Here is a 25,686-nt window from a genome sequence, read left to right on the forward strand (position 1 = left end):
TGCCATTCGGCCCCGTCACGCGGGATCCCTTTGGCTCTATGCACATTTGACAGAGAGGAGCCTTTTCGATGAAAACCCATTACAGCCTCGCCCTCATCTTGGCAGCCGCTGTGCTGGTCTCCTTGGCTGGCCTGACCCTGGCTGATCACTCACTTGGAGAGGAACCCCTCCTCATCCACCTCCGCGTGACCACGTTCGATCCCTTGGTGGCCCTACCTGATATTCCGGCTCACCTGCAAGCGGGCCCTCTTGGCGAGGGGCGTGCGCCTTACATCGTCCAGTTCACCGCATCGGCCAGGGAGGAATGGAAGCAGAGCATCACCGCCCGCGGCGGCGAAATCATTGGCTACATTCCCGATTACGCCTATCTCGTGCGGATGACCGCCTCCACTGCACGGCAAGTGGAGGCCCTGGAGGCTGTGCGCTGGGTGGGCCCCTTCGCCCCAGCCTACAAGATCGAGCCCAGCCTGCAGAAATTGGCGCTGGGCTCAGCAGACGTTTTCACTCTCCACCTCATGACCTTCCCAGGCGAAGACATAGCCACGCTGGAAGCGACGATCAGCGGTTTGGGCGGCAAGGTGTTGGCTGCCTCTGAAGGTGAGATGGCCTCCTACTTGCGCCTCGAATTACCCGGCGTGCGCATCGCCGATCTGGCGCACCTTCCGGCTGTGGCGTGGATCGAGCCCTTTATCCCCAAAACTCTACATAACAATGTGGCCCGCGGCATCATGAACGTGAACTCCGCCTGGACCGGGGCGGGTGTCGGTCTGTACGGGGAGGGGCAGATCGTGGCCGTGGCCGACACAGGCCTCGACACCGGCAACGCGGCGACCATCCACGAGGATATCCGCGGGCGGTTGCAGGACGCATACGCCTGGGGCCGGCCCGGCGACTGGAGCGACGATGTTACCTACGATGGGGTGCCCCAGGGAAGCCACGGCACTCACGTGGCCGGGTCGGTGCTGGGCAACGGCACTCTTTCCGGCTCCAACCCGGGCGCGCACAACTACACCAATTCCTTCGCTGGGGTAGCGCCCGAAGCCCGCCTGGTGTTCCAGTCTGTGATGGATGCACAAGGCAGCCTGGGGGGCCTCCCCAACGACTTCAATGACCTTTTCCTGCAGGCCTACAACGCTGGCGCACGGATTCACACCAACAGTTGGGGCGGCCCGACCAGCATGGATCCTAGCAATCCCTACGGCGGCTACACTATCGAGGATCAACAGACGGACCAATTCATGTGGAACCACCCCGATTACCTCATTCTCTTCTCCGCCGGCAATGAGGGTGTGGATGCGAACGCGGACGGAGTAATAGACCTGGATAATGTGGGCTCCCCTGGCACAGCAAAGAATGTCGTCACCGTGGGGGCGACGGAGAACAACCGCCCGCCCGGAAGCGGTTTCGGCGGCTACTCGAACTATATGTGGGGCACCGGCAGTTGGGAACCAGACTACCCCGTGAACCCTATTCACGACGATTACATCAGCAACAACCCCAATGGCATGGCTGCTTTCTCCAGCCGCGGCCCGTGCGATGACGGGCGCATCAAGCCCGACGTAGTGGCTCCGGGGACAGACATCATCTCCGTGCGCGCCCGGGTGCCTGGAGCCGACACAGGCTGGGGCGAGTACAATGCCAATTACCTGTATATGGGCGGGACGAGCATGGCCACTCCCCTCACCGCCGGCTCGGCAGCCATCATCCGCCAGTGGCTGCAGCAGGTCAAGGGCATCGCCAACCCACAGGCTTCGCTGGTGAAGGCGGTTCTCCTGAACGGGGCGACCAACATCGCCCCGGGTCAATACGGCACCGGCCAGTATCAGGAAATCCCGTACACCATCCCCAACGGTGTAACGGGCTGGGGACGGGTGAACGTGGCGGAGAGCATCGGCGCGGGCAGCGCGACGGTGCTGGTCGAGCAGAGAACCGATGGGCTAGGCACTGGCGGCTCGCACACGTACCAGTACAACATCGCCGTGGGCGCTGCGCCGGCTTCTGGTGGGCAGAAGGTCTCGAGTCTGCCGCAAAGTCAGGCCCTCCGGCAGGAGGGTGTTACTGCGGTCTTGGACAGCAGTGGCATCACCTGGCCGGAACCGGTGCGCCCCACTTTGGCCGCGACGGGCTGGACGAATATCATGACCGAGGACTTCGAGGGCGCTTTCCCCTCGGCGGGCTGGACTGTGTTCGACAACGACGGATCCAATTATGGCGAGTACTTCTGGGCCAAGCGCAACTGCAAGCCTTACCAGGGCAATTACAGCGCTTGGTGCGTGGGCGGAGGAGCCAATGGGAGTGCCCTGGCCTGCGGCGCTGACTACCCCGACTACGCCGACTCGTGGATGGTGTACGGTCCCTTCGACCTGAGCGACGCCACCAATGCCCAACTGCTATTCTACCACTGGACCAAGACCGAATACAACTGGGATTACCTCGTCGTTATGGCCTCCCTGGATGGTACTAATTTCTATGGCGACGCTTTCCATGGCGACTGGGTGGGTGAGTGTGGAGGATGGTGTGCGGAGACCTTCGATTTGACCGATGTCTATATGTTGGGGAACCTGTGTGGGCAGCCCCGTGTCTGGGTCGCTTTCAACTTTGAGAGCGATTACAGTGTTACCTACCCGGGCGCCTTCGTGGACAACATTGTATTACGGGCTGAGCGTGGCGGGGTTGGACCGACGCCTTCGATTACCATCCCTGCGGGTACCAGCCCCACGCCGTCGCCCACTACTACTGGCGCTGTTAGCGGCGTCCCCTTCAAGGTTACGCTGGCCTGGACGGACTACCCCGGCTCACCGTGGAACAGCGTGCAACTGGTGAACGACCTGGATCTGGAGGTCATCGCCCCCGACGGGACGCACTACTATGGCAACAATGCTTCCGCTGGCAGCCGCGACCGACGCAATCCCGTCGAGAGCGTGATCATCGCCAATCCCCCCTCTGGCAACTACCAGGTGATCGTGCGTGCCCACAACGTGGCTATGGGAGGCTTGCAAGGCTACGCCCTGGCGGTGAGCGGCCCGAATCTTTCCGCCGGACAAGGGCTCACACCGAGTCCCACGGCCACGGCGACGTCAGGCCCATCAGCCACGCCTACCAGCACTGGTACGGCGGAGCCATCGCCCACAGCCACGCGTACTGTTACAGTAGGGCCATCGCTGACGCCCACCAGCACCCGTACTCCGGGGGCAATCCAGATATTTCTGCCCATCATCCTGTACTACTATCCGCCGTTTCCCGCCACGCCTTCGCTGAACCCGATTGACAATGCCGATGGGGACAACGAGTACACGGTCTCATGGACCACTGCCGCCCGCGCGGACACTTACACACTGCAGGAGGACGACAACGCTTCCTTCTCCAGCCCGACGGTGGTGTATGAGGGCAGCGCCACGAGCACGCATCTGACGGGCAAGCCGACGAATAAGACTTTGTACTATCGGGTGCGGAGCAACAATGCCTGGGGCACGAGCGGGTGGAGCAACACCCGTTCGGTGTGGATTCCGCCGGCGATGGGGACTTGGCGGATCATCAACGACACGGGAGGGACACTGACCATCGAACTGTACGGGGTGCAGACGCGCGAGTTCGCGCCTGGGACGCACGATTGGCAACTGGCGCCGGGGACGTACTCCTATCGGGCCAGTGCGAGTTGTGGCTCGTTGACCAGTTCGGTGCGGATTTACGAATACTCAGTGACCACGACGCGGTTCTATTGCGCCTACTACAGCCCGCCGGAGCGAGGACTGCGAGCGCGGTAGACACGTTGTGGGAGCAATCTCCAGATTGCGACTTTTGTATCGCCGCCTGGAGACGGCTCCCACGGGAAATGCTCTCACTCTGTGGGAGCAATCTCCAGATTGCGACTGTTGTATCGCCGTCTGGAGACGGCTCCCACGAGAGATGGCATTTTGCAGAAATGCAATTCTTTGCTATAATCTTCCTCGCAACGGGTGGTCTTTGCTGGCTGTGTGCTCCAAGGACCACCCGTAAATAACGAAAAGTGGTGGTGAGCCATGACAGATTTGTTGGCATCCGTGGAAGCACAAGCGAAGAAACCAGAAATCCCGGACCTGCGCCCGGGCGATACAGTGCGCGTCCATAACCGCATTGTGGAGGGTGACCGCGAACGAGTGCAAGTGTTCCAGGGCACCGTGATGCGCTTGCGCAAGAGCGGGCCTAACGCCAATTTCACCGTGCGGCGTATTGCCAGCCACGGCGTGGGCGTGGAACGCACTTTCTTCTTACACTCGCCGCGCGTCGAGAAGATCGAGATAGTCCGCCACGCGCACGTGCGGCGGGCGCAACTCTACTACCTGCGCGGCAGGCGGGGCAAAACCAGCCGCCTGCGCGAGAAGCGCGCCGCAGTGGTAACGGAAACGGAAGAGGCGACTCCATAGGGCTTGCCTGTGTGGGGGGCGCGGGCCGGGTCTCCGGACCTGCGTCTCTTTTCCTTTGGGGGCCACTGTAATGGAAACCCCTACGCTGGACGAAGAACGGGCGCTGATGCGGGATGGCTATCACCGGATTGCTGGCCTCGATGAGGCGGGACGAGGCGCGCTGGCCGGCCCAGTGGTCGCCGCCGCCCTGATGTTGCCTCTCGAAGATCGGGACCACGAGGACATCCTCTCCGCAATGGCAGGTGTGCGCGACTCGAAAATGCTGACCCCACAGGCTCGCCAAGCGCTTTTCCCCCACATCTTGCGTTTCGCCTGCGCCGTTGGCGTAGGCTTAGTGTGGCAGCAGGAAATTGATGCCTTTGGCATCGTGGCCGCCACCCGGCGGGCGATGACAATGGCTGTCCGCGCCCTGCCGATTCCCCCCGATCACCTGATTGTGGACTCCCTCACTCTGCCCCAGGTCTGTATCCCGCAACGCGTTCTGATCCGCGCCGACAGTTCTGTCCTCTCCGTGGCTTGCGCTTCCATCGTCGCCAAGGTGGTGCGCGATCACTTGATGACGTGCGCCGAGGCCACCTACAGCGGTTACGGTTTCAGCCAGCACAAGGGCTACGGCACTCCTCAGCACCTCCGCGCTCTGGCAGAACTGGGGCCCTGCGCCTTGCACCGTTTATCCTTCGCCCCCTTGAGAGGTGTATCACCCACCTGCGCAGAAAACGCCACGCTTGCATGACGGCTGCAATTATGATAGAATGAGCCCGTACATTTGCGGTCGGGCGGGTGAGGGAGGTGCGGTGCCAAAAGCCAATCGTCGCCAGAGAACTGGCCGGCGGGGAGAAGAGCTCGCCGTCGCGAAACTCGCTGCGCTGGGGTGTCAAATCGTGACCCGGAACTACCGCTGCCCTTACGGAGAGGTAGACATAATATGCCAGGACGGCTCGGCTCTGGCCTTCGTGGAGGTGCGCGCCAGGACGGGTGACGACTACGGTTCGCCGGAGGAATCGGTGACCCCGGCCAAACAGGCACGGTTGGCGAATGTGGCGGCGCACTACCTGCAAGAAAACGAGATGGAAGCGTCCGACTGGCGCATAGACTTGGTGGCAATTGAGTTGGACTCGGATGGCAGCGTGCGGCGCGTGGAATGGATAAAGAACGCCGTGACCGAATGAACGCAGACTCGATCCCCTTGGTGGTGTTGGTCGGTCCGACGGGGGTGGGCAAGACTGCCCTGGCCTTGTCTCTGGCCGAGCGCATCCACCTGGAGGTGATTTCCGCCGATTCCCGGCAAGTGTACCGCTATATGGACATCGGCACCGCCAAGCCGAGCACCGAAGAGCAGCGCCGGGTGCGCCACCATCTGATAGACATCGTGGACCCGGATGAAGAGTTCACCCTGGCGCAATACCAAGCGCTGGCCTACGAGGCCATAGAGGAAATATGGTCACGCGGGGCATTGCCGCTCCTGGTGGGTGGAACTGGCTTATACGTCAAGGCAGTGGTGGAGGGATGGACGATCCCGCGGGTGCCGCCGGATAGTGCCTTGCGTCGTCGCCTGGAGGACCTGGCGGAGGCGGAGGGGGCGGCGGCACTACACCAGAGGCTGCGAACATTGGACCCGGTGGCGGCAGCGCGTATTGACCCGCGCAACGTGCGCCGGGTGATACGCGCCCTGGAAGTATGCGAACGAATGGATCAACCCATCTCGGATTTGCAGAGGAAAGAGCCCCCACCATACCGTATCCTGCAATTAGGGCTGACTATGCCCCGCCCACTGCTGTACGAGCGCATTGACCGACGGGTGGATGAGATGATCGCTCGCGGGCTGGTGGCAGAGGTGGAAGGGTTGGTGGCCCGCGGATACCACTACGATCTGCCTTCGATGTCGGGTCTGGGATACCGCCAGATCGGGGCGTATCTGCAAGGCAAAATGAGCCTGGCGGAGGCAATCGCCGACATCAAGCGACAGACACGACGCTTTGTGCGCCAGCAATACAACTGGTTCCGCCTATCGGATCCGCGCATTCGCTGGTTGGATGGCACGACGTTGCCCACCGACGCGGCTGAACAGGCCATTCGAGCCCACGTAGGCGCAGGAGAGAGAGTGAGGGTGACTGCACCATGAGCAAGAAATTTGAAAGTCTGGGATGTGGTTCAGAACAATATCCCAACTCTCATAACTCTCATCGAACCCCTGGTCCCAGCCGACGAAGAGGAGGGGCATGGTTGAGAAAGAAACAGAGGTGCTTCCGCCACCTGTGGAATGGATTGACATCGCGAGTATGAGGAGCGTAGTATGACATTGCACGCGGGCGACATCCTGGCAGGCAAATACGAGATCATCGCCGAGATCGGGAAGGGCGGGTTCGGGAAGATTTACCTGGGCCACGACAAGGGCATGGATCGCCCCGTCGCCATCAAAGAGTTGTCCCATGACCGCGCCGAACTGAGCCCCGAAGAGTACGAAGACTACGCACGGCGTTTTCACAAAGAGGCACAGATCGTCAGCCGGCTCCTGCATCCCAACGTAGCGGCTGCCTACGCCTTGGAAACCGACGCCGACGGCACCATCTACCTGATCATGGAATACGTGGATGGGGGCAGCCTCAAGACTATCCTGGAGGAGCGAGGACCTCTGGAGCCAGAGAAAGTCGTCCGCATCGGGGTAGATATATGCAATGCCATCGAAGCCATCTGGCGACACGACATCGTCCACCGCGACATCAAGCCCAGCAACATCCTGGTGACCAAGGATTGGCAGGCCAAACTCACCGATTTCGGTGTGGCGCAATTGGGTCACGAAACCCGTCGCACCCAGGAGGCCAAGAGCCACCCCGGCACACCGGCCTACAAATCGCCGGAGCAGGCCACTACCACTGGATACCTCGACCAACGCTCTGACATCTATGCCCTCGGCCTCGTTCTCTATGAACTGCTGACCGGCAAACTCTACCTGCGCAACCGCGTGACGCCGCGCCAGCAGAATCCCAAAGTGCCGGCCGCCCTGAGCATGGTCATCATGAAAGCCCTGGCCGAGAACCCGAACGATCGCTATCAATCGGCGGAAGCGTTTCGCGCCGCCCTCGAGCGTTCGCTGAAGAGCAATGTGCTCGCCGATGTGCAGGCAGCCATGTCCAGCCTGAACGTGAACCCTTCGCTGGTGATCGGGGTACTGGCATTGATTGCGGCGGTGGCTCTCTTTTTGGCGGGCAGGTCCTTCACCAATGCTCGCCAGCGCGCTGCGATGGCCACGAGCGCGGCGCTCAGCCTCACCCAGACCCGAGCCGCGGAGTTGACCTATACCGAGACGCCAACTCCCACGAACCCGGCGTTAGCAGGCGACCCTTATGAGCCAGATGATGAGGACCCACGCCCCATCGCTTTGGGCGAGACACAGCAGCACTCCTTCAACCCGCACGGCGATGTGGATCGAGTATCGTTTCTGGTGAAAGCGGGGCACTGGTATGCGGCGATCACGTCGCAATTGTCTCTGGGCGTGGACACAAAGTTGGTGGTGAATGTGGCCGGGCGCACCTACGAGAATGACGACGTGGTGCCCGGTGCTCTGGCTTCCGAGGTGCGCTTCCAGGCTCCGGCCGATGCCCAAGCGGTGGTAGCGATCTACAACCTCAACCAGTTTGGCCCCGACAGAACCTATGAGATCACGGTGGTCGAATTGCCGCCGACACCCACCCCCACGAGCACAGGGACTCCGCTGCCCACTGGGACGCCCACTTTCACTCCCACGCGCACGGATACGCCCACCAGCACGCCCACTCGCACGGCTACCAATACTCCGACGGTGACGAATACGCCCACTGAAACGCGCACTCCAACGCAGACTCGCACGCCAACGGAAACACGCACACCGACCCAGACGCGCACTCGCACGCCCACCGCCACCTACACGGTGACGAAGACGCCCACCGAGACGCGCACGCCTACTGAAACTCACACGCCAACGGTGACGCTCACGCCCACTGAGACCTCTACGCCGACAGAGACGGCCACTCCCACCGATACGGCTACCCCTACAGAGACATCCACGCCGACGGAAACGCCCACGGAGACGCCTACGGAGACACCGACGGAAACGCCTACTACACCATCCCCCGGCTCCATAAGGTAAGGGCTGCGGGGCGGGGTGCAAAGGGCCATGCTCCCGGCTTGGCAACGGTTCGCTCGTAACGGTTGGCTGCCTTTGCTCCTGTTGGTCGGCGTGATCTTCTGGCGGGCGACCACACTGCAGGGCATCTTCTACTTCGGCGACATCTATCAACTGCACTATCCCCTGCGCGTGGCTTATGCCAATGCCCTCCGCTCCGGCACGCTGCCCTTCTGGAGCCCCGATATTGCCGCCGGCTACCCGTTGCTCGCCGAAGGGCAGTTGGGCGCACTGTACCCGCCCAATCTCCTTTTTCACCTGCTCCTGGATGTCCCCTGGACCATCAATGCCACGGTGCTATTTCATTTCGTGTTGGCGTCCTGGGGGATGTACGCCTTTGCTCGGGCCCTGGGCCTGCGCCGGGCTGGGGCCTATCTGGCGGGCATCGTTTACGCGTTGAGTGGCTTTCTCATCGCCCACCTGAATCACCTGAACATCCTGTCCTGTGCGGCTTGGCTGCCCTGGCTGTTCCTGCTCACGCGGCGCTGCATCCGAGGGGAGCGATGGACGGATGTCTTGGCTCTGGCAGTGCTGTGGGCACTGGAATTCTTGGCTGGACACCCTCAGATCGCGCTCCTGAGCGCTTTGGCGGTGGGGAGTTATGCCCTGGCGCTACCTGCCGTAGAAAGGATTGGGAAGCCGAGACGTGGCGTCTTGGCCAGTGCCAGCGCCCTGGTGCTGGGCTTGCTGCTGGCCGCGCCCCAACTCCTGCCCACCTATGAATTGACGACCCTTTCCTCGCGCGCTGGCGGCCTGGACCCTAAATTCTTCACCTCTTTCTCCCTCCATCCCGCTTACCTGGCCACATTGCTCTCGCCGTTCCTACGCGGCAACCCGTATCCGAACATCTCGGTGGAACTGGTGGGCTATCTGGGCATATTGCCGCTGGCTCTGGCGTCCCTGGCCTTGCCCCTGCGACGGGATCGGATCACGAGATATTTTGTGGGGCTGGCCCTGGTCTCGCTGTTGCTGGCCTTCGGGCGCTGGAATCCTTTATATGCATATTTCCTGCGCCTGCCGCCCCTCAATCTCTTCCGCGTCCCGGCGCGATATCTCTACACATTCACCTTCGCCGGGGCAGTGCTGGCTGGTCTGGCCGCCGACCGCCTGTTGGCACGGGCGCGCGGAACGGAGCGTCATCGGCTGGCAGCGGGAGTGGCTTTGTCTTGCGCGTTGGCGGGGATAGCGGCACTCGCCTTGCCACTCGAGGCTTTGCTGACTGCCTGGCGGCTGCTGCCGCTGGTGTGGATGGTGGCGGGTGGAGCGGTGCTATTCATGGCCTGGCGGGGCGCGCTGGGTCGTCGGACATTGGCTATCCTTTTCCTGTCCCTGGCGCTCTTGGACCTCATCGCCTTCACTGCGGTGTACAACCGCACCTACAACGACGTGATGCCATACCAAGACTTCATCGCCCCGCCGCGCTCCCTGGGCTTCTTCGCCGGTCAGGATCCGTCTGCCTACCGCATCCTGACCCACGAGGGTATCGTGCCCGTCCTGTCTGTGATGCGCGAGTCCTTCTACCCGAATATCTCCATCGCTCACGGTGTCCCCAGCGCCAACGCCCTGTTCCCCCTCCTCCCCCGCGCCTACCAGGACTATATGGCTCACCTCACCTCGCGGATGGCGGATGCCCTCGGTATCCGCTATTTCCTGATCCCACAACTCCTGCCGGTAGATGAGGATACGGAATTCTACGATCTGGAGAACCCGCTCGCGCCCAGTCTGGTGGGTCGGGCGCTGGATTTCGAGCCCATCACGGTAACACAAGTGGAGATCGAGTCCTACGTCAGCCATTCGGCCAGCGTGGGGGATGGCGTGCTGGCGGCGGAGGTGGTGCTGCGCCTGGTGGATGGGCGGGAGCGGCGTTTGCCCCTGCGCGTGGGGTTGGAGACCGCCGAGTGGGCCTACGACCGCGACGACGTGTGGGAGAACGTGGCCCACGACCGCCCGACGGTGGCGCGGACCTGGCCCGCTCGCTCGGGCTTCCCGCCCCGCGACCACCCAGGGCACTCTTATTTGGCAGCCATCACGTTCCAGGAGCCACTTGTCATAACCGGCGTGCGCATTGAGCCTGCCCTGCCGCGGGCATTCGTCCGCGTGGAGCGAGTGCGTTTCACCACGGTGAACGGCGATACCGTGCTCCTCTCGCATCTGGTGGGGGAGAGCGATTTCGCCCTGGTGTATCGCAGCGAGGACGTGGCCATCTACGAGAACCGCGACGCCATGCCGCGCGCCTATCTGGTGCACCGCGCCGAAGTGGTGGCTTCGGACGAGGAGGCGCTGGCACGGCTCCAGGCCCGGGATTTCTCGCCCCGGGAGGTGGTCTATCTGTTGGATGGGGAGGGGCGACCCACCGGGCCGCCCGGCTCAGACGACGTGGTGATCGTGGAGGAATATGCTCCCATGCGGGTCTCCCTCACGACCATCTCCGATGCCGATGGCTACTTGGTCCTGGCCGACAGTTACTATCCCGGCTGGCGTGCTTATGTGGATGGCGTCGAGACCCCAGTGTGCCGGGCCAATCTGATGATGCGCGCCGTCTATGTCCCGGCCGGGCGGCACGCTGTTACGTTCGTTTACAAGCCGCGGATGTTCCGGTTGGGATTCGTCTTGGCGGGCCTGGCGGTGGTGGGGATGGGGGGAGTGAGAGGAGTGAAAAAGTTGACAAAACGCGAAAGTTGTGCTATATTAATTTTGTAATCCCCTCTACACCTTCGGGTGTAGGGCGCGAGGCCGCCATAACAGGCGGCCTTTGCTTTTGCGGAGGTTTCGATGAGAACCAACGTTTATGTGGATGGTTTTAATCTATATTACCGTGTGAAAGGCACCCCGTACAAATGGCTTGATCTGTCGACTCTTTGTCGACTGGTTCTACCTAAACATCTTATCGTTAATCGTATTAGATATTTCACAGCCATAGTTCGGGCAACACCAAATGATCCCCGTAAGCCTCAACGCCAGGCTATTTTCATTCGCGCTTTGCAGACCATACCTAATCTCACTGTACACTATGGGCAATTTCTTTCACATTGTAAGCGAATGGCACTTGCTAATCCACCACTTGGCGGACCTCAGACGGTGGAAGTTATTAAGACGGAGGAAAAGGGGTCTGATGTCAATTTGGCCACTTGGTTACTATTTGACTGCTTTCGCAACGAATATGACGTGGCTGTGGTGATCTCTAATGATTCTGATTTGGTAGAGCCAATCAAAATCGTGAGATATGAGTTCGGACGCGAAGTTGGAGTGGTGAACCCACAAAAATACAGAACCAGTTTCGAGTTGGCAAAGATAGCATCATTCTGCCGCAAGATTCGAGATAATGCGCTCAAATCAAGCCAGTTTCCGCCCGTTCTTACTGATGCACACGGGTCGTTTTCGAAACCAGCTGAGTGGTAGACTAAGATAACGGGTCATTCAAGGATGAGGATATAGCGTCTTGCAGTACTGTTACTCTGGTGCAGACATTTTACTTGCCGACCTCTCCCAGTTTCGATGCGGTCTCAGTTTTCTTCTATCACCGTTTGGATGACGAACGTCTGGGCTGTGTAGAATACCATCCCTATCTTTTGCAACCTCGACGCTCTAGCAGTAGAATTCGGGGTGATCGTTGAATCGAATGAACAAGTAGCATACTTCAAGATATTCTGCGGTCAATAGGACAAACCCTAACCGAGATTGCGCAAATGTTTAAGCACATCAAGAAGAACCATCCTAATCTCTACGCCGTCCTCTTCGGCGTCTCCATCATTATGTTCTGGAGAGGACTGTGGGGTCTGATGGACCTGTACCTTTTCCCAGGCCATCCGGTTGTGAGTTACGCGGCATCGGCTCTGCTGGGGTTGCTGTTACTGTTGCTGATCACGGATTTCAGACTGGAGGGGTTGGGATGAGTCCGGTTCTGGGCGAGTCCCACCGCAAAAATGTGGAATGGCTATCATCATCGTTGCGTCCCCGCAGGGGGAACGCCGGATCGAAGGCCCGTGAGGAGCGGTTTCAACCGCCAGTTCAGGGCTGAAGGTAGCCCGGAAATTCCATTTCCGGGCGGGTCTCTGCAGTCTTGGATAATGGATGTTCCGAAGAAAGAGGAGGTCGGCGATGAATCTGTTCAATCGCATTGTGGTTGTGCTTTTGTTGCTCCTAATGATGGCTTTTCTGGTGCTCACCGTTGTGCTCCCCGATCCCGTGCTCACCACCATCGCGCAGGGCATCAGCCAGATCCGGGGGAATCTCTACGTGTACTATCGTAGTTATCTCTTGGGAGCAGTGCCGCTTTTCTTCATCTGCCTGGTACTTTTGTACTTGGAGGTGCGGCGCACAGGCCGCGACACCGTGCGCATCACCCAGGTCTCGGGGGCTCAAGTGGAAATGACCACCAGTTCCATCGCCCGCAGCCTGGACTACGAGATAGGGAAGTTGCCCGACGTGCTGAAAGTGAGGCCCATTGTGATCAGCAAGGGCAAAGGCGTTGTCGTGCGCTTGGACTTGGAGACGACGCCCGACATCCACGTGCCGGCGAAAATGCAGGAAGTCGCGCAGGTGGCGCGGGAGGCCATTGAGGATAAAATGGGTGTCAAACTCCTGCGCATTGCGGTGAACATCACCCAGGCCCCCTACGCCCGGGTGGAGGAGGCCGTCGCCAAGGCACGTATCGAGATGCCACCGCCGCCCATCCCGCCCGCTGGGGAACAACCGCCCTTCATGGATGCTCCATGACGCAGGGGCATCTCTTGTGATCTCTAGGGGAGTGGGATGCCGTGGCTGACGTGGAGAATGCGGAGACCGAAGAGAATATCTTGCCACCGCCAACGCCAGAGCAAATACCGGCTTTGTTGGAGGCCCTCCTCTTCGTGGCCGATGAGCCAGTAGAGGTGAGGTCCCTGGCCTCTGTGCTCGGGGTGGATGTGGCGGCAGTCGAGCAGGGGCTTGAGCAATTGACCGGGGATCACGCCGGGCGGGGCCTGGCCCTCCAGCGCAAGGGTGACAAGGTGCAATTGACCACTGCTCCGGAGGCGGCCCCGTATATCGAGCGCTTCCTGGGACTGGGGTACTCGGGGAGGCTTTCCCAAGCCGCCCTGGAGACGCTGGCGATCATCGCCTACCAGCAGCCCATCACCAGAGCCGACATCGAGGCCATTCGCGGGGTGAACTGCGACGCAGTATTGCGGACGCTCCTATCCCGAGGCTTGATCGCCGAGGTGGGTCGCCTGGAACAGGTCGGTCGTCCCATTCTCTACGGTACCACCTTCGCCTTCCTGCAATACTTCGGTTTGCAGAGCCTGGAACAATTGCCTCCCCTAGACACCAAAAGGGAACGGATATCCTCCCGCTGGTTCTGAGCCTGCGGGAGGATACCTCCCCCAAGGGAGGGAACCAAGGTGAGGGCCATCCGCTAATCCGCTACCCATCCCCTGGTAGGCTGGCAATCGCCGTCTGGAGACGGCTCCCACGTCCTTCGCCAGGTTATCGTCTCTCCTCCAGTGTCTCCGGCGTGACTTGATCCAACCGTAGCGACACCGTCTGCGAGATCCCGTCCGCGCCCATCGAAATACCGTAGATGGTATTAGCAGCCTCGATGGTATAGCGGTTGTGGGTGATGACGACGAATTGGGTTTTCTCGCTCAGGCTCTTGAGGATATCGCGGAAGCGCACCACATTGACCTCGTCGAGCATGGCGTCAACTTCGTCCAGGAAGCAGAACGGGGTCGAACTGGCCTTGACCAGGGCGAAGATCAGGGCGGCTGCCGTCAGTGCTCTTTCGCCGCCGGAGAGGAGAGCCAGGCTCTGCTGCCGTTTGCCTGGTGGCCGCGCGATGATGTCCACCCCAGTGTTGCCCAGGTCGTCGGGATCGGTGAGGGTGAGCCGCGCCGACCCGCCCCCGAATAGGCTCTGGAAATAGCGGCTGAATTCCTCCGCCACCACCGTGAACACCGTCCGGAACTTCTCCTGCATGATGCGATCCAGTTCGGCGATGACCTCGCGCAAGGATTGCGCAGCCCGCTCCAAATCGGCGGCCTGTTCGGTCAGAAAGGTGTGACGATGGAGGACTTCCTGGTATTCCTGCGGTGCTTCGGGGTTGACGGTGCCCAGCCGGCGCAGCCGGGCTCGCGTCTCGCTGATCTCGTGGGAAAGCCCTTCGGGCAGTACCGTTACGGCCTCCAGGGTAACGATGTGGTCGTTCACCCACAGGCGCAATTGTTGAGGGCGTTCATCTTGCAACTCCACAGGGCCCAGTTCGCTTTCGATCTGGTGCACCAAATTGTCTATGGCATCCTTGCGCCGCTCCGTTTCCAGGATGGCTTGGTTGCGCGTTGCTTCCAGTCCGGAGAGGCGGGCCCGGGCATCGTTGAGCCGGGTTTCCAGGGCCTTCTCCTGGGTCTCGAGCGCGGATAGGCGCGATTGGTGTGGGGCAATGCGTTCGCTGAGAGATGTGGCTTCCATCTCCAGATCCGCTATCGCCTGTTGGAGAGCAGCAACGCGAGCATCGAGTTCCGCCTCCTCACGAGATAGTGTCTCGGCGCGGGCGAGTTTCTCTTCCAGCCGAGCGTGAATGGCATCCCGCTCGCTCTGCAATCGCTCGAGCAGGGCCTGCCACTTCTTGACGTTCTCGGCGTGTACGGTCTGCTGTATCTCTGCCTCTCCACGCTCGTGGCGCAGTTCAACGAGTGGCAAATCTGAGAGTTGCTCCTGCAGGGTGGCCAATTCGGCGCTCGCGGCTCCGTGTTCCGCCTCGAGACGACCGCGCTCCTGTTCTATGTCTCGGATTTTCTGTTCGAGGGCCTGGCGCTCACCTTCCAGTTGGGTGAGGATCAACTCGCGCCATTCTATCTCCTGGCGGGCTCGCTGGAGCCGGCTCTCGGCTTCGGCAATGGCTTTTTCCTCCGTCCTCTGGGCAGAGAGGAGTTGGTCCCGCTGCGCCTCCAATTCGCCGAGATGGGTCTGTAGAGACGCATGCCGTTCCACCAGTTTTTGTAAGTCCTGCTCCAGCGCGTTTGTCTTTTCCCGCGAACGTTCGATGCGCGTTCCTAGGTCACGCCATTCCCGGTCCTGGCCCAAGAGCCCGGGCATCTCCGGGGTCCCGCCACTGAGGGGCCCGCGTGATAAAAGCACTTCCCCAGAGAGGGTTACCGCCTTGCTCAGCCCGGGTGTGGCGCGCAGCACACGGAGGGCGGTGGCCAGATCGTTCACGATGGCGGTGCGTCCCAGGAGCAGTTGGAAAACAGGAGCATATCGCCCATCGTATTCGATCAGGTCGGCGGCCAGGCCCATGACATCGGCTGAACCGGCCGGTTTGACGGGCGGCTCGGGGGAGAGTGAGTCTAAGGGCAGGAAGGTGGCCGAGCCGGCGGCAGACTGTTTGAGCCGGGCGATGCAGGCGTTGGCGACGTCCCAACTCTCGACCACAATGCCTTGTAGATATGGCCCCAATGCCGATTCGATAGCGCGCTCGAGATGTACTGGCACACGGCACAGTGAGCTCACCAGGCCGATGACGCCCTCTGGTGGAGTGGAAAGGATGGCTCTCACCCCGCCTGGGTAGTCCGCCAGGTCCCGTTGCAGCCGCGCCAGCACACTGTGGCGCTCCTGGAGCCGCTCCAGTTCGCGGCGGGAGGCTTCCAGTTCGCTGCGCAATGCCTCGCGCCGCTCTGATGCTTCGGACATCTCGCGCCCCTTTGCCTGGCGTTCCTCCTCCAGGGCACGCAGTTCTTTCTCCCTCTTCTCGCTGTTGGCGCGGTATCCTGTTAGTTGCGCTTCGATCTGTTCGGCGATGGGGCGCTGTTCTTCGATAATCTGGCGATGTCCTTGTGCCTCTCGGTCTATCTCCGCTATGCGCTCGCGAGCCTGAGTCTGGCGATTGTTTTGGTCCGCGAGAGTGGTGGCCAGATGGAAGACCCGTTGTCGGGCGGCTTCGATTGCCGCTTCGATCGCGGCACTTTGGGACTGGGCTGCTTTCAGTCCCTCGTCAGCGGCTCGCAACCTTTCCGTGCTCTTTGCCCAGGCTTCCTCGGCGGCACAGAGTTCAGCGGTGACCCCTTCGATTTCGCTGTCTTGCCTGGCTGCTTCTTCGCGCAGGGATTGGATCTCGGCAGTCAGTGTCTCACGGATTGCGGCCAGGTTTCGCCGCCGCTCTTCGCTCACGGCGAGTTCCCGCCGCTTCCCCTCTGTCTGGGCTTGCAACAAGGCAGCCTGCTCACGCCACAGTGTCAGGTCATCGCCGAGGTGCGTCTGCTCCTGGCGACAGGCGGCCAGTTGCTGTTCCAGGGCTTGCATGACTTGACGATGGACCCGGATGTCCTCCTCACATCGGGCTAGGGCCGCACGAGCCTCCGCCAAGTGTTCTGCCTCTTGATGCCAGCGATAGCCATACCAGATACGCAGCAGTCGCTCCAGGTCGCGGCTGACAAGGGCGTATTCCTCGGCCCGGCCCGCCTGACGCTGGAGGCTCTCCAGTCGTGGGGTGATCTCGTTGATGATGTCGTTCACGCGCAGGATATTCTGGCGGGTCTCTTCGAGTTTGTTTAGCGCATCCTGGCGCTTGGCCTGATAGATGGTGATGCCCGCCGCCTCCTCGAAGAGGCTGCGGCGCTCTTGGGGGCGCAGGCTGAGGGCGGCGTCCACTAAGCCCTGCCCGATCACCACGTAGGCGTTGTTTCCCAGACCGCCCTTGCCCAGCAGTTCCACGATGTCCTTGAGCCGCACGCGATTGTTATTGAGATAATACTCGTTCTCGCCGGTGCGATAGGCGCGGCGGGTGATGGTGAGTTCACTGTACTCAATGGGCAGCCACTGGTCGGAGTTGTCCAGCGTCATGCTTACCTCGGCCATGCCCAGACGCGCCCGTTGCTGGCTGCCGGCGAAGATCATGTCCTCACTGCGCTTGGCACGCAAGTAGCGGTAACTCTGCTCGCCCAGAACCCAGCGGACGGCGTCGGCGATGTTGCTCTTGCCGCTGCCGTTGGGGCCAACGATGGCTGTGATGCCGCTGTCGAAATGGAATTCGGTGGGCGTGGCGAAACTCTTGTATCCTTGTAGGCGTAGGCTTCTCAGATGCATGATGGTTGGCGGCGTTCCTTCCGTCCGAATTCTGTGGCGCGTGCAAGGGCAACCCGGGCCGCGGCCTGCTCGGCTGCTGCCTTGCTGGAGCCCAGTCCTACGCCCCACTGTTCATCGCCCACATAAACGGCCACGGTGAATTGCTTTGCATGGTCTGGACCTACCTCGTGGAGGGTGCGATAGGTGGGCGTGAGGTGTAGGGTTGCCTGCACGAGTTCCTGCAATTGTGTTTTGGCATCTTTATAGGCTTCGGCACTCAACAGGTCGCCAATCAAAGAGTGCAGATGCGGCCAGAGGACATGGCGCGTCATTTCCAGCCCTTGGTCTAGGTAGATAGCGCCGACAATGGCCTCGAAAGCGGCGCAAAGGATGGTAGGTCGTTCTCGCCCGCCAGTAGCCTCCTCGCCGTGACCGAGGTGCAGGTATTCGCCCACCCCCAACTGCACTGCCAAATTCGCCAGGGTGGAAGTCTGCACCAGCGAGGAGCGCAGGGCGGTGAGTTCTCCCTCGCCGTATTCTGGGAAGCGCTGCCAGAGGTAATCGGCGGTGAGGAAGTTGAGCAGCGCATCGCCCAAGTATTCCAACCGCTCGTTGTCGGGGTAGGGCCAGTCAGGATTCTCATTGACATAAGAACGATGGGTCAGGGCCTGCTCCAATAGACCTTTGTCTTTGAATTCGAGTCCCAGGTGGCGTTCAAGTTGGTTCATAGGCTCTCGGTGCTTGCGGTTGGATGGAGGAAAGTACCAGTGCTGCTGCGCCTAACGTCCCCACGTGCTCACCCAGGGCAGCGGGGACGATGCGCACCTGGCCAAAGGAGGGCATCACCCGCTCGGCGACGGTGGCCCGGATGGGCGCGAACAGGAGTTCCCCGGCCCTAGTTACTCCTCCTCCCAGGATGATGAGTTCCGGGTCAAAGCAGTGCACCAGGTTGACGAGGTGCACCCCGATGTAGAAGCCGGCACGGTGCAGCGCTTGCCGACAGAGTTCGTCGCCCTCCTGCGCGGCCTGGCTTACTATTTCGGCAGTGATAGTTGATGGATCTCGGACCATATCCAAAACTGCGGAGTGCGCCCCTTTCTGGATTTCACCCCGCACCCAGGCCGCAATCGCAGGGCCCGCTGCCAATGCCTCCAGACAGCCGATGTTCCCACAGGCACAGCGCGGGCCATTGGGCTCGACGGTCATATGCCCGATTTCCCCGGCCAGGCCATGGATGCCGAGCAGTAATTGGTCGTCTATGATGATGCCGCCGCCGATGCCGGTGCTAATGGTCATATAGATCAGGTGATGCACACCCCGCCCCGCGCCGAAGCGGTGCTCTCCTAGAGCGGCGACATTGGCGTCATTGTTCACGAAGGTCGGCCGGCCGAAGGCGTCTGCAATCATATCGCGCAGGGGCACATTGTGCCAGCCAGGCAGGTTCACCGGCGCTATGGCCACGCCGCGCCAGGGGTCGAGGGGCCCTGGCGCGCCTACGCCGATGCCCAGCACGGCCTCCGGGTTCTGCGCCGGGAATACTTCCGCGATGGCAGCGCGGATGCGCCCCCAAACGGCCTCCGGCCCCTCTTGAGCCAACGTCAGCCGCGAGGCGGTCTGGCGGATTTCGCCCTCTGGTGTTACCAGGGCGGCGCGGATGCGCGTGGCTCCCAGGTCCACGCCGATAATGAGTGATTCCATGGAAACCCCTCCGGTTGTGAAATAAAGTATACTCTCGTTGGCGAGGGGAGACAAATCAGATGGTAGGGGGTAGACTTCCCGCCTGCCGGGGCTACAAATCGCGCTTCTCGAAAACGCGCAGGGCGAGGACCAGGGCGACCAGCGTGTAACCTACCACATAGATCATCATCGCGGTGCTGGGCGGAGAGGTAACGCTGAAGGGGGTCATACTGAACTCCCGGAAAATCGGGGGTTGCATCAGATAAGCGGCCCGTTTCCACACCGCCTCGGAGGGCATGATGAGGCTGGCGACGATGCCGATGTTCACTGCCGTTTCGTTGTGCAAGATGCTCCCGAATTGCTCCACCCAGCCGCCGATGAAGGCCACGCTGAAGAGCCCGAAGACCAATACGCCGTTGGCCAGCGTGGAGAGGAAAGTGCCACCGAGGAGGGAGAGGGTGAGGAGCACCAGTCCTTCCAGGATCATGAAGAGACTGCCTTCCAAGGGATGAGGGGGAAGGTGTCCTGATTCCAAGTAGGTGGCAAGGAGGACGCCGCCAATCATGAATGCCGTGTAGAGGACGAGCATTCCGGCGAAGCCCAGCCATTTGCCCAGGAGGATTTCCGCTCGGCGAATGGGCTTCACAGCGATGGCCTGTATCGTGTTGGAGGCGATCTCCCCGGAGATGGTATCCACCGAAGTGAGCACCGTCATCACCACGATGAGGAAATTGACGGCATAGAGGGCCATCATGAGCAGAAGATTGACCCAATCGGGGAGGAACTGGGGCCTACTGGCAAGTTCCCTCTTTAATTCCCGGTAGATGAAGTGGAACCCAAGACCGTAAAGCAACAAGAAGGCTGCTCCCAGCAGCAAGGCCGCCCACATAATCTTGCGTCGGCGGACCTCGTGAAAGGTGAGTTCGGCGATCAAGAGGATGTTGGTCATCCTGGCTCTCCAGTCGTGCCGACGATTTCCAGAAAAAGATCTTCCAGCGAAAGCCGCTTTGGTTCCAGCGTGTACAATCGGGCACCCTGCTCGATGACCCAAGCGGCAATGGCGGGCAGAACCTCTTCGTCGTCCACTACCAAGTGCACGTGTGCCCCATCGGCTCGTATCTCTGTGCCCCACTGCTTCAATCCCTCCAGCAGGGTAGGGGTGACGCCGCCCACGCGCATCTCCACAGTAGTTTGACCCTCTACCAGGCGCTGGAGTTCAGCCGTGCGCACGACCACACCTTCTTTTATAAACGCCACACGGTCGCACGTGATTTCCACTTCGCTCAGAAGGTGGGAGTTCAGGAACACGGTAGTCCCTTGAGAGCGCAGGTCGCGGATGATGTCGCGCACCAGTCGGCGCCCCAGCGGGTCCAGGCCAGAGGTGGGCTCATCGAGGAAGACCAGTTCTGGCTCGTTGAGGAGCGCTTGCGCCAGCCCAATCCGCTGCAGCATCCCCTTGGAGAAGGTCCGGAGGCGCGCATCGCTGTAGCGGCTCAAGCCGACTAGATCAAGGAGTGCAGGCGCTTGGCGCTCGCATTCGTCCTGCCCCATTCCCAGGAGCCTGCCGTGATAGATGAGCAGTTCGCGGGCGGTGAGCCAATCGTAGAAGCGGAAGTGCTCGGGGAGAAAGCCGATCTTTCGCTGGATGGAGCGGTCAGTGAACGGACAGCCCAGAATCCGCGCGGTGCCGGAGGTGGGCGCCGTGAGCCCAAGGAGCATTTTGATGGAAGTGGTCTTGCCCGCGCCGTTGGGGCCGAGAAAACCGAAGATCTCGCCCCGCTCGACGCGCACGGTCAGGTCCGCGACGGCGACTTTTGTGCCGTATTCCTTCCGCAGACTACTGGTCTCAATGGCTGATGTCGAAGTCATCGTGTTTGAGAGTTTTCCTGTTTCACCGCGGAGAGCGCGGAGCACACAGAGGAGAACATGTTTGATTTCTCCGCGCTCTCGGCGGTGGAGAATTGTTAGAACATAGACTCGGCGACGGCGACCAATTGCTCCGGTGTGGCCATGCCCTGTAGCCCGTATACGATATTGTCTTTCTCGAAAACCAGCATCCAGTGGCCCTCGGCTTCGTCTGTGCCAGCCTCGCCGATGATAAGCCCTGTGGAGCCTGCCACCGAGACTTCTTGATACGAGGCATAATTCATCGGCACGGGGATGACGAGGGTGTTAGCCCAGTCAATGGATTCCGCCAGTTGCGAAGCCTCGTCTTCAGACATCCCCGCCATGCGCAAGGCGAACTTACCCAACTCCTCCAAGTTCAGGTCAGGGGGGAGTTGGATTTCTGGCGAGGGTGCTTCGACAAGTTCTATGGTGCCGCGTGACGATGAATACCAGGCGCTAAATACCTTGGGGATGTTCGCGTCCACACGGGCTCCGTCCAAATTCGAGGGTATAGGAACATCGGTCCTGCCTAGCGCTTCCTGAATGGCGCGCACGTGATCTACCTTGACCGTAACCCGGAAAGATACCTCGTCTTGCACTCGCATGGTGGATGGCCCGCTATACCCTTCTGGGAGCCAGGCTGGAAGACGGACTTGAAACCCCGCCAGGCTGCTGGCCTGATGAACGGAATTCACCGCCGTGGAAGAGTCGGGATCGCCGGTGAACTGCACTTGGTCAGATAAGGCTGTCTCCAGAACATCTGCGAAGGTTGGGTTCCCCTCTAAGGCGGAGATGTTGATGGGGATGGCGGCGAACTTGCGGACTCGGAAGATGCCTAGGAAGTCAGATGCGGCTGTCCGCAAGGGCGGATAGAAGACGAACAGGGCGAGAACAGCGATCAAAGTGATGCTGACCCACGCCGTTCGCCAATGACGAGACGTAAGGTGGTTTAACATAACGCGCACACTCCTTTCCGAACCCCGTGATTGGGAATTCTGAACGCGACTCCGAAAACGAGCCAGTGCTTGGTATGGAGACGCTTGAACCCCCTGGTTGGGTTCCATCAAATTGGCTATGGCCGACGCACTCACCGCCGAAAGAGAAAATGTGACATCTTGTGGACGTGATCTGGCGATGGCAAGAAAACGCCAAATGCCAATGTATAAACCTGACCAGAGTATACCTTGCTTGGCAACAGGAGCCAAAATGGAACTTTGGCACTTGACAAATGGCCCAAAGTATGGTATGATATTCACAAATGTCAATTAACATTCGTGAATCACCGAACGCAAAGCGCGACCATATCCGATTGCTGGTCGAAGTTGCCCAAGCCTACTACGAGCAGGGACGCACCCAAGAGGAGATTGCCCGGGGCCTGAGCGTTTCCCGATCCCAGGTCTCCCATTATCTTGCCGAAGCACGCGAGATGGGGATCGTCCAGGTCCGGGTGGTGGATCCGCGGGAGCGGGCTGCCGGCGTGGAGGGTCGGCTGAAAGAACGTTTTCCTCATCTCAAAGAAGTGCGGGTGGCACCGCTTTTTGGAGGTGGGGTGGATGTGATCCGCCGGGTGATCGGGCGCACCGCGGCGGAACTTCTGCGCGAAGCAGTGCTGCCAGGGCACCGGGTCTGTATCGGCTGTGGGCGCACTCTGCGCGAGATGGTGCAGGCACTACGTCCCGGCCCTGTGGAAAACGTGGCCTTGGTTCAAGCGATGGGCAGCATCGGCCACGAGGCGCTGGACATTGACTTCAGCGAACTGGCCCGCGAGGCTGGCAAGGCCTTCGGCGCTCGAGTTTACATCATCCATGCTCCGGCTATCTTGGGTGGTGGTACTGCGGCGGAATTGGTGGGTGCCAACTCGCCCATCGCCCAAGCCCTGAAACTGGCCCGTTCTGCCGACATCTATATGGTTGGCCTTGGCTCTATGGAGAGCGACCTCCTCTATGCGCGAACTGGCCTTATCCCGGACCCCGAAATGCAAATCCTGCAGAAAATGCCCGTGGTGGGTGACATCTGTGGCCGCTTCTTTGATCTGGCAGGCCAACCTCATCCGTCACCTTTCGAGGAGCGCGTCGTTGGGATCGAACTGGACGATTTGAAACGGGCGCTTTTGGCCGTCGGGGTTGCTGGCGGACCAGACAAAGTCGCACCGCTTCTCGGAGCACTGCGGGGCCGTTACATCAGCGGGATTGTCACGGATGAGCAAACCGCATGGGCGCTGCTGCGCCTGGACGAACAGACATCCTGAGCCAACGGCGGTTGAGCGCAGACACAGATCGGCGTGAAAAACACACGTTTGAAAAAGAGGGAAGGGAGGTGGTACTCGCGGAGGCGAATTTCCTGACTCACGGTGAGATGATCTTCACAAATTGAAAGGAGGATGTGAGATGAAGAAACTGCTTTTGGTACTGACCCTGATTGCCACTGTCTTGGCTCTGGGCGCTTGCGCACCAACACCGACTCCGGTTCCCCCGACACCGACGCCCGTTCCGCCCCCACCGACTCCGGTGCCGCCCACAGCCACACCGATCACCTGGAAAGAGCCAACGATCCTGACCGACCGGATGGGCACCGCCGATGATCTGGTGGTTACTCCGGAGGAGATCGCTGCTGCCAAAGCGCACTTGGGGGATAGTTTCGTCGGCATCATCCCCTGCACTATGGCTACGGAGTATCACTTCACGGTTGCCGACGCGGCCCGCAAGGCGTTGGAGGGGTACGGCCTCAAGGTCCAGCTCGTAGACCCCGAGGCCAAGTCCGAGAAACAAATCACCGCCATCGAGAACTTTGCCGCCGCTGGGGCCAAAGTGATCGTGATCTGCGTCCTCGACCCCAAGGTCATCGAATCTGCCCTCAAGGAGGCCGCCGCCAAGGGCATTTTCACCGTCCAGTATGCTGGGCGCGAGTCGGCCTATAATGGCATCGGCATCTCCATTGAGGACTCTGACCTGGGCTACGCCGCAGGAGAGTACGCCGGGAAACTCATCAAAGAGGAGATGGGGGGCAAAGCCATCGTGGCCATCCTAGATTACCCAGACCTGCCCAACGTGGTTATCCGGGCCGACAACATCGAGAAGGCGCTCTTCGAACAAGCTCCTGAGGCCACGATTGTGGGGCGCTACCTGGGCGGAATCCAGGAGTATGGTCTGAAGTCCATGGAAACCGCTCTGCAGGCGCATCCGGATATCAATGTAGTGGTCAGCATTAACGATGCTGGTGCCTATGGTGCTCTGCAAGCCCTGGAAGCGGCAGGCAAGGATCCACAGAAGACCATCATTGTGGGCATTGACGCGGAGAAGATGGCCTTGGACTTGATCAAGCAAGGCGGGATGTACCGGGGCACGGTAGACACCCAACCGGCTCGGACCGGCGAGATGGTGGCTCAGGGAGTGGTGAAACTGCTGGCCGGTGGTACTGTTCCACGCGACATCAAGGTGCCGGTCAAAGTCATCACCCGGGCTGATTTGCAGTAAATGCACTGCGCAGGGGGCCCGGGCCTCTGGCAGGGCCCCCTGATCCGTTCCTTTACCCGACTGAAGTGAGGCGAAAGATGCCATGAACTTAACTCGCGAGCGCGTCTTAGACTTCCTGAGCGAAAACGGCTTCATCGTCATTTTTCTCTTGTGGTGCGTGTTTCTCTCGTTCACTACGCCGGCCTTCCTCACCGTCTCCAACTTGATGATCGTGCTACGGCAAGCCTCCATCGTAGGGATCGTGGCCATCGGCGAGGCCCTCATTGTCTTGTCCGGATCGGGGATGGATGTCTCGCTGGCATCTATCTTAGGGCTATCGGGAGTGTTGGTGGCCAGCGGGATGGTGGATCGGGGTATGTCACCTTGGGTGGCCGGCTGCATCGGGCTGGTTGTGGGAAGCGCGGTGGGCTTATTCAACGGTCTGCTCGTCACCCGTATGCGCATCAGCGGGATTGTGGTGACTTTGGGCATGATGTACGGCCTCGAAGGGGTGGCTTTTGTGTACACCAAGGGGCAGACCATCTTCGGGCCAGCGATGCAGGCGCTGGCACCTCTTTCTCGGGGATATCTGGGGCCGATCCCAGTGCCGGTGCTGCTGCTTTTCTTATTCTATGCGGTAGCCTATTATATTCTCAACTATACTGTCTTCGGTGCCCATATCTATGCGATGGGCAACAACGAGCGGGCGAGTTGGTTGGCGGGTCTCAACGTGGATCGGCTGCGACTTATGGGCTATGTTGGGGCCGGGCTTCTGGCCGGTTTCGGCGGGGTAATGCAGGCTGCTCGTATGGGTTCGGCCACCGGTGGTATGGGAGCCGAGTTCCTCTTCCCCATTTTAACCGCCGTCATCCTGGGGGGCGTGAGTCTGGGCGGCGGCCGGGGAAAGATCGAACGCGTCCTCATCGCTGCGGTGTTCCTTACCACGATCAACAACGGATTCATCCTTTTGGGCGTCTCTATCTACGCCCAAAAGATTATCTCTGGCGTGATCCTGATCCTTGCACTTTCTCTAGATCGGTTGCGGATGGTGATCCGATGAACCACGGAGCGG

General features: G+C 60.5%; 20 protein-coding genes. 14 read left to right on the forward strand and 6 right to left on the reverse strand.

All coding sequences use genetic code 11. The annotated features are described in order from the left end of the window. The first annotated feature begins 68 nt into the window (after positions 1–68). The 11 genes from H5T64_03850 to scpB all read left to right on the forward strand — a co-directional run bounded on the left by H5T64_03850 (position 69) and on the right by scpB (position 13,904). A complete protein-coding gene (locus tag H5T64_03850; GenBank protein ID MBC7263475.1) occupies positions 69–3,764 on the forward strand; it encodes a S8 family serine peptidase in 3,696 nt (1,231 codons plus the stop codon). A 255-nt stretch (positions 3,765–4,019) separates the two neighbouring features. Further along, entirely contained in the window at positions 4,020–4,403 is a 384-nt protein-coding gene (rplS, locus tag H5T64_03855; protein ID MBC7263476.1) for a 50S ribosomal protein L19, read from the forward strand. A gap of 70 nt (positions 4,404–4,473) precedes the next feature. After that, positions 4,474–5,136, forward strand: coding sequence for a ribonuclease HII (locus H5T64_03860; protein MBC7263477.1), 663 nt, complete (start codon positions 4,474–4,476; stop codon positions 5,134–5,136). A 61-nt stretch (positions 5,137–5,197) separates the two neighbouring features. Further along, positions 5,198–5,572 (forward strand): YraN family protein, encoded by a 375-nt coding sequence (locus H5T64_03865; GenBank protein ID MBC7263478.1) that lies wholly within the window; start codon positions 5,198–5,200, stop codon positions 5,570–5,572. Continuing rightward, positions 5,569–6,525 carry a tRNA (adenosine(37)-N6)-dimethylallyltransferase MiaA gene (gene miaA / locus H5T64_03870; GenBank protein MBC7263479.1) on the forward strand — a complete coding sequence of 319 codons (957 nt, stop codon included), beginning with the start codon at positions 5,569–5,571 and terminating at the stop codon, positions 6,523–6,525. Before H5T64_03865 ends, miaA begins: the two co-directional genes overlap by 4 nt. A gap of 171 nt (positions 6,526–6,696) precedes the next feature. Then, positions 6,697–8,529: a serine/threonine protein kinase gene (locus tag H5T64_03875; GenBank protein MBC7263480.1), complete on the forward strand. Its 1,833-nt coding sequence runs from the start codon at positions 6,697–6,699 to the stop codon at positions 8,527–8,529. Between the two features lie 27 nt (positions 8,530–8,556). Further along, positions 8,557–11,265 (forward strand): YfhO family protein, encoded by a 2,709-nt coding sequence (locus H5T64_03880; GenBank protein MBC7263481.1) that lies wholly within the window; start codon positions 8,557–8,559, stop codon positions 11,263–11,265. A 72-nt stretch (positions 11,266–11,337) separates the two neighbouring features. Next, positions 11,338–11,964 (forward strand): NYN domain-containing protein, encoded by a 627-nt coding sequence (locus tag H5T64_03885; GenBank protein ID MBC7263482.1) that lies wholly within the window; start codon positions 11,338–11,340, stop codon positions 11,962–11,964. Positions 11,965–12,251: 287 nt separating this feature from the next. After that, positions 12,252–12,458 carry a hypothetical protein gene (locus H5T64_03890; GenBank protein ID MBC7263483.1) on the forward strand — a complete coding sequence of 69 codons (207 nt, stop codon included), beginning with the start codon at positions 12,252–12,254 and terminating at the stop codon, positions 12,456–12,458. A 205-nt stretch (positions 12,459–12,663) separates the two neighbouring features. Beyond that, on the forward strand, positions 12,664–13,281 hold the full coding sequence (locus H5T64_03895; protein MBC7263484.1) for a hypothetical protein: 618 nt from the start codon (positions 12,664–12,666) through the stop codon (positions 13,279–13,281). A gap of 41 nt (positions 13,282–13,322) precedes the next feature. Further along, positions 13,323–13,904 (forward strand): SMC-Scp complex subunit ScpB, encoded by a 582-nt coding sequence (scpB, locus tag H5T64_03900; GenBank protein ID MBC7263485.1) that lies wholly within the window; start codon positions 13,323–13,325, stop codon positions 13,902–13,904. A gap of 124 nt (positions 13,905–14,028) precedes the next feature. Here the strand turns inward: scpB and smc are convergent, their stop codons facing one another. The 6 genes from smc to H5T64_03930 form a co-directional block, all read right to left on the reverse strand. Then, positions 14,029–17,619: a chromosome segregation protein SMC gene (gene smc / locus H5T64_03905; GenBank protein MBC7263486.1), complete on the reverse strand. Its 3,591-nt coding sequence runs from the start codon at positions 17,617–17,619 to the stop codon at positions 14,029–14,031. Then, the gene (rnc, locus tag H5T64_03910) at positions 17,610–18,326 is read right to left on the reverse strand and encodes a ribonuclease III (protein MBC7263487.1); all 717 of its coding nucleotides are present in this window, start codon (positions 18,324–18,326) and stop codon (positions 17,610–17,612) included. The genes smc and rnc overlap by 10 nt, the downstream gene beginning before the upstream one ends. Further along, positions 18,313–19,296, reverse strand: a complete 984-nt coding sequence (locus H5T64_03915) for an ROK family protein (protein MBC7263488.1) — start codon at positions 19,294–19,296, stop codon at positions 18,313–18,315. The genes rnc and H5T64_03915 overlap by 14 nt, the downstream gene beginning before the upstream one ends. 91 nt (positions 19,297–19,387) lie before the next feature. Continuing rightward, the gene (locus H5T64_03920) at positions 19,388–20,224 is read right to left on the reverse strand and encodes an ABC transporter permease (protein ID MBC7263489.1); all 837 of its coding nucleotides are present in this window, start codon (positions 20,222–20,224) and stop codon (positions 19,388–19,390) included. After that, complete coding sequence (locus tag H5T64_03925) at positions 20,221–21,144, reverse strand: ABC transporter ATP-binding protein (protein MBC7263490.1); 924 nt, start codon at positions 21,142–21,144, stop codon at positions 20,221–20,223. Before H5T64_03925 ends, H5T64_03920 begins: the two co-directional genes overlap by 4 nt. 95 nt (positions 21,145–21,239) lie before the next feature. Continuing rightward, entirely contained in the window at positions 21,240–22,118 is an 879-nt protein-coding gene (locus H5T64_03930; GenBank protein ID MBC7263491.1) for a hypothetical protein, read from the reverse strand. Positions 22,119–22,420: 302 nt separating this feature from the next. Here H5T64_03930 and H5T64_03935 point away from each other — a divergent pair, with 302 nt between their 5' ends. The 3 genes from H5T64_03935 (at position 22,421) to H5T64_03945 (ending at position 25,674) form a co-directional block, all read left to right on the forward strand. Then, complete coding sequence (locus H5T64_03935; protein ID MBC7263492.1) at positions 22,421–23,410, forward strand: sugar-binding transcriptional regulator; 990 nt, start codon at positions 22,421–22,423, stop codon at positions 23,408–23,410. A gap of 139 nt (positions 23,411–23,549) precedes the next feature. Further along, positions 23,550–24,635 (forward strand): sugar ABC transporter substrate-binding protein, encoded by a 1,086-nt coding sequence (locus H5T64_03940; GenBank protein MBC7263493.1) that lies wholly within the window; start codon positions 23,550–23,552, stop codon positions 24,633–24,635. 82 nt (positions 24,636–24,717) lie between these two features. Then, positions 24,718–25,674, forward strand: a complete 957-nt coding sequence (locus tag H5T64_03945) for an ABC transporter permease (protein ID MBC7263494.1) — start codon at positions 24,718–24,720, stop codon at positions 25,672–25,674. The last annotated feature ends 12 nt before the right edge of the window (positions 25,675–25,686 follow it).

Source organism: Chloroflexota bacterium (genome assembly GCA_014360825.1).
Lineage (GTDB): Bacteria > Chloroflexota > Anaerolineae > UBA2200 > JACIWT01 > JACIWT01.

Excerpts from the sequence above, each read along its gene's own strand:
- H5T64_03850 (MBC7263475.1), top strand. The coding sequence starts at position 69 with ATGAAAACCCATTACAGCCTCGCCCTCATCTTGGCAGCCGCTGTGCTG.
- rplS (MBC7263476.1), top strand. The coding sequence starts at position 4,020 with ATGACAGATTTGTTGGCATCCGTGGAAGCACAAGCGAAGAAACCAGAA.
- H5T64_03860 (MBC7263477.1), top strand. The coding sequence starts at position 4,474 with ATGGAAACCCCTACGCTGGACGAAGAACGGGCGCTGATGCGGGATGGC.
- miaA (MBC7263479.1), top strand. The coding sequence starts at position 5,569 with ATGAACGCAGACTCGATCCCCTTGGTGGTGTTGGTCGGTCCGACGGGG.
- H5T64_03875 (MBC7263480.1), top strand. The coding sequence starts at position 6,697 with ATGACATTGCACGCGGGCGACATCCTGGCAGGCAAATACGAGATCATC.
- H5T64_03880 (MBC7263481.1), top strand. The coding sequence starts at position 8,557 with ATGCTCCCGGCTTGGCAACGGTTCGCTCGTAACGGTTGGCTGCCTTTG.
- H5T64_03885 (MBC7263482.1), top strand. The coding sequence starts at position 11,338 with ATGAGAACCAACGTTTATGTGGATGGTTTTAATCTATATTACCGTGTG.
- H5T64_03890 (MBC7263483.1), top strand. The coding sequence starts at position 12,252 with ATGTTTAAGCACATCAAGAAGAACCATCCTAATCTCTACGCCGTCCTC.
- H5T64_03895 (MBC7263484.1), top strand. The coding sequence starts at position 12,664 with ATGAATCTGTTCAATCGCATTGTGGTTGTGCTTTTGTTGCTCCTAATG.
- smc (MBC7263486.1), bottom strand. The coding sequence starts at position 17,619 with ATGCATCTGAGAAGCCTACGCCTACAAGGATACAAGAGTTTCGCCACG.
- rnc (MBC7263487.1), bottom strand. The coding sequence starts at position 18,326 with ATGAACCAACTTGAACGCCACCTGGGACTCGAATTCAAAGACAAAGGT.
- H5T64_03915 (MBC7263488.1), bottom strand. The coding sequence starts at position 19,296 with ATGGAATCACTCATTATCGGCGTGGACCTGGGAGCCACGCGCATCCGC.
- H5T64_03920 (MBC7263489.1), bottom strand. The coding sequence starts at position 20,224 with ATGACCAACATCCTCTTGATCGCCGAACTCACCTTTCACGAGGTCCGC.
- H5T64_03925 (MBC7263490.1), bottom strand. The coding sequence starts at position 21,144 with ATGACTTCGACATCAGCCATTGAGACCAGTAGTCTGCGGAAGGAATAC.
- H5T64_03930 (MBC7263491.1), bottom strand. The coding sequence starts at position 22,118 with ATGTTAAACCACCTTACGTCTCGTCATTGGCGAACGGCGTGGGTCAGC.
- H5T64_03935 (MBC7263492.1), top strand. The coding sequence starts at position 22,421 with ATGTCAATTAACATTCGTGAATCACCGAACGCAAAGCGCGACCATATC.
- H5T64_03940 (MBC7263493.1), top strand. The coding sequence starts at position 23,550 with ATGAAGAAACTGCTTTTGGTACTGACCCTGATTGCCACTGTCTTGGCT.
- H5T64_03945 (MBC7263494.1), top strand. The coding sequence starts at position 24,718 with ATGAACTTAACTCGCGAGCGCGTCTTAGACTTCCTGAGCGAAAACGGC.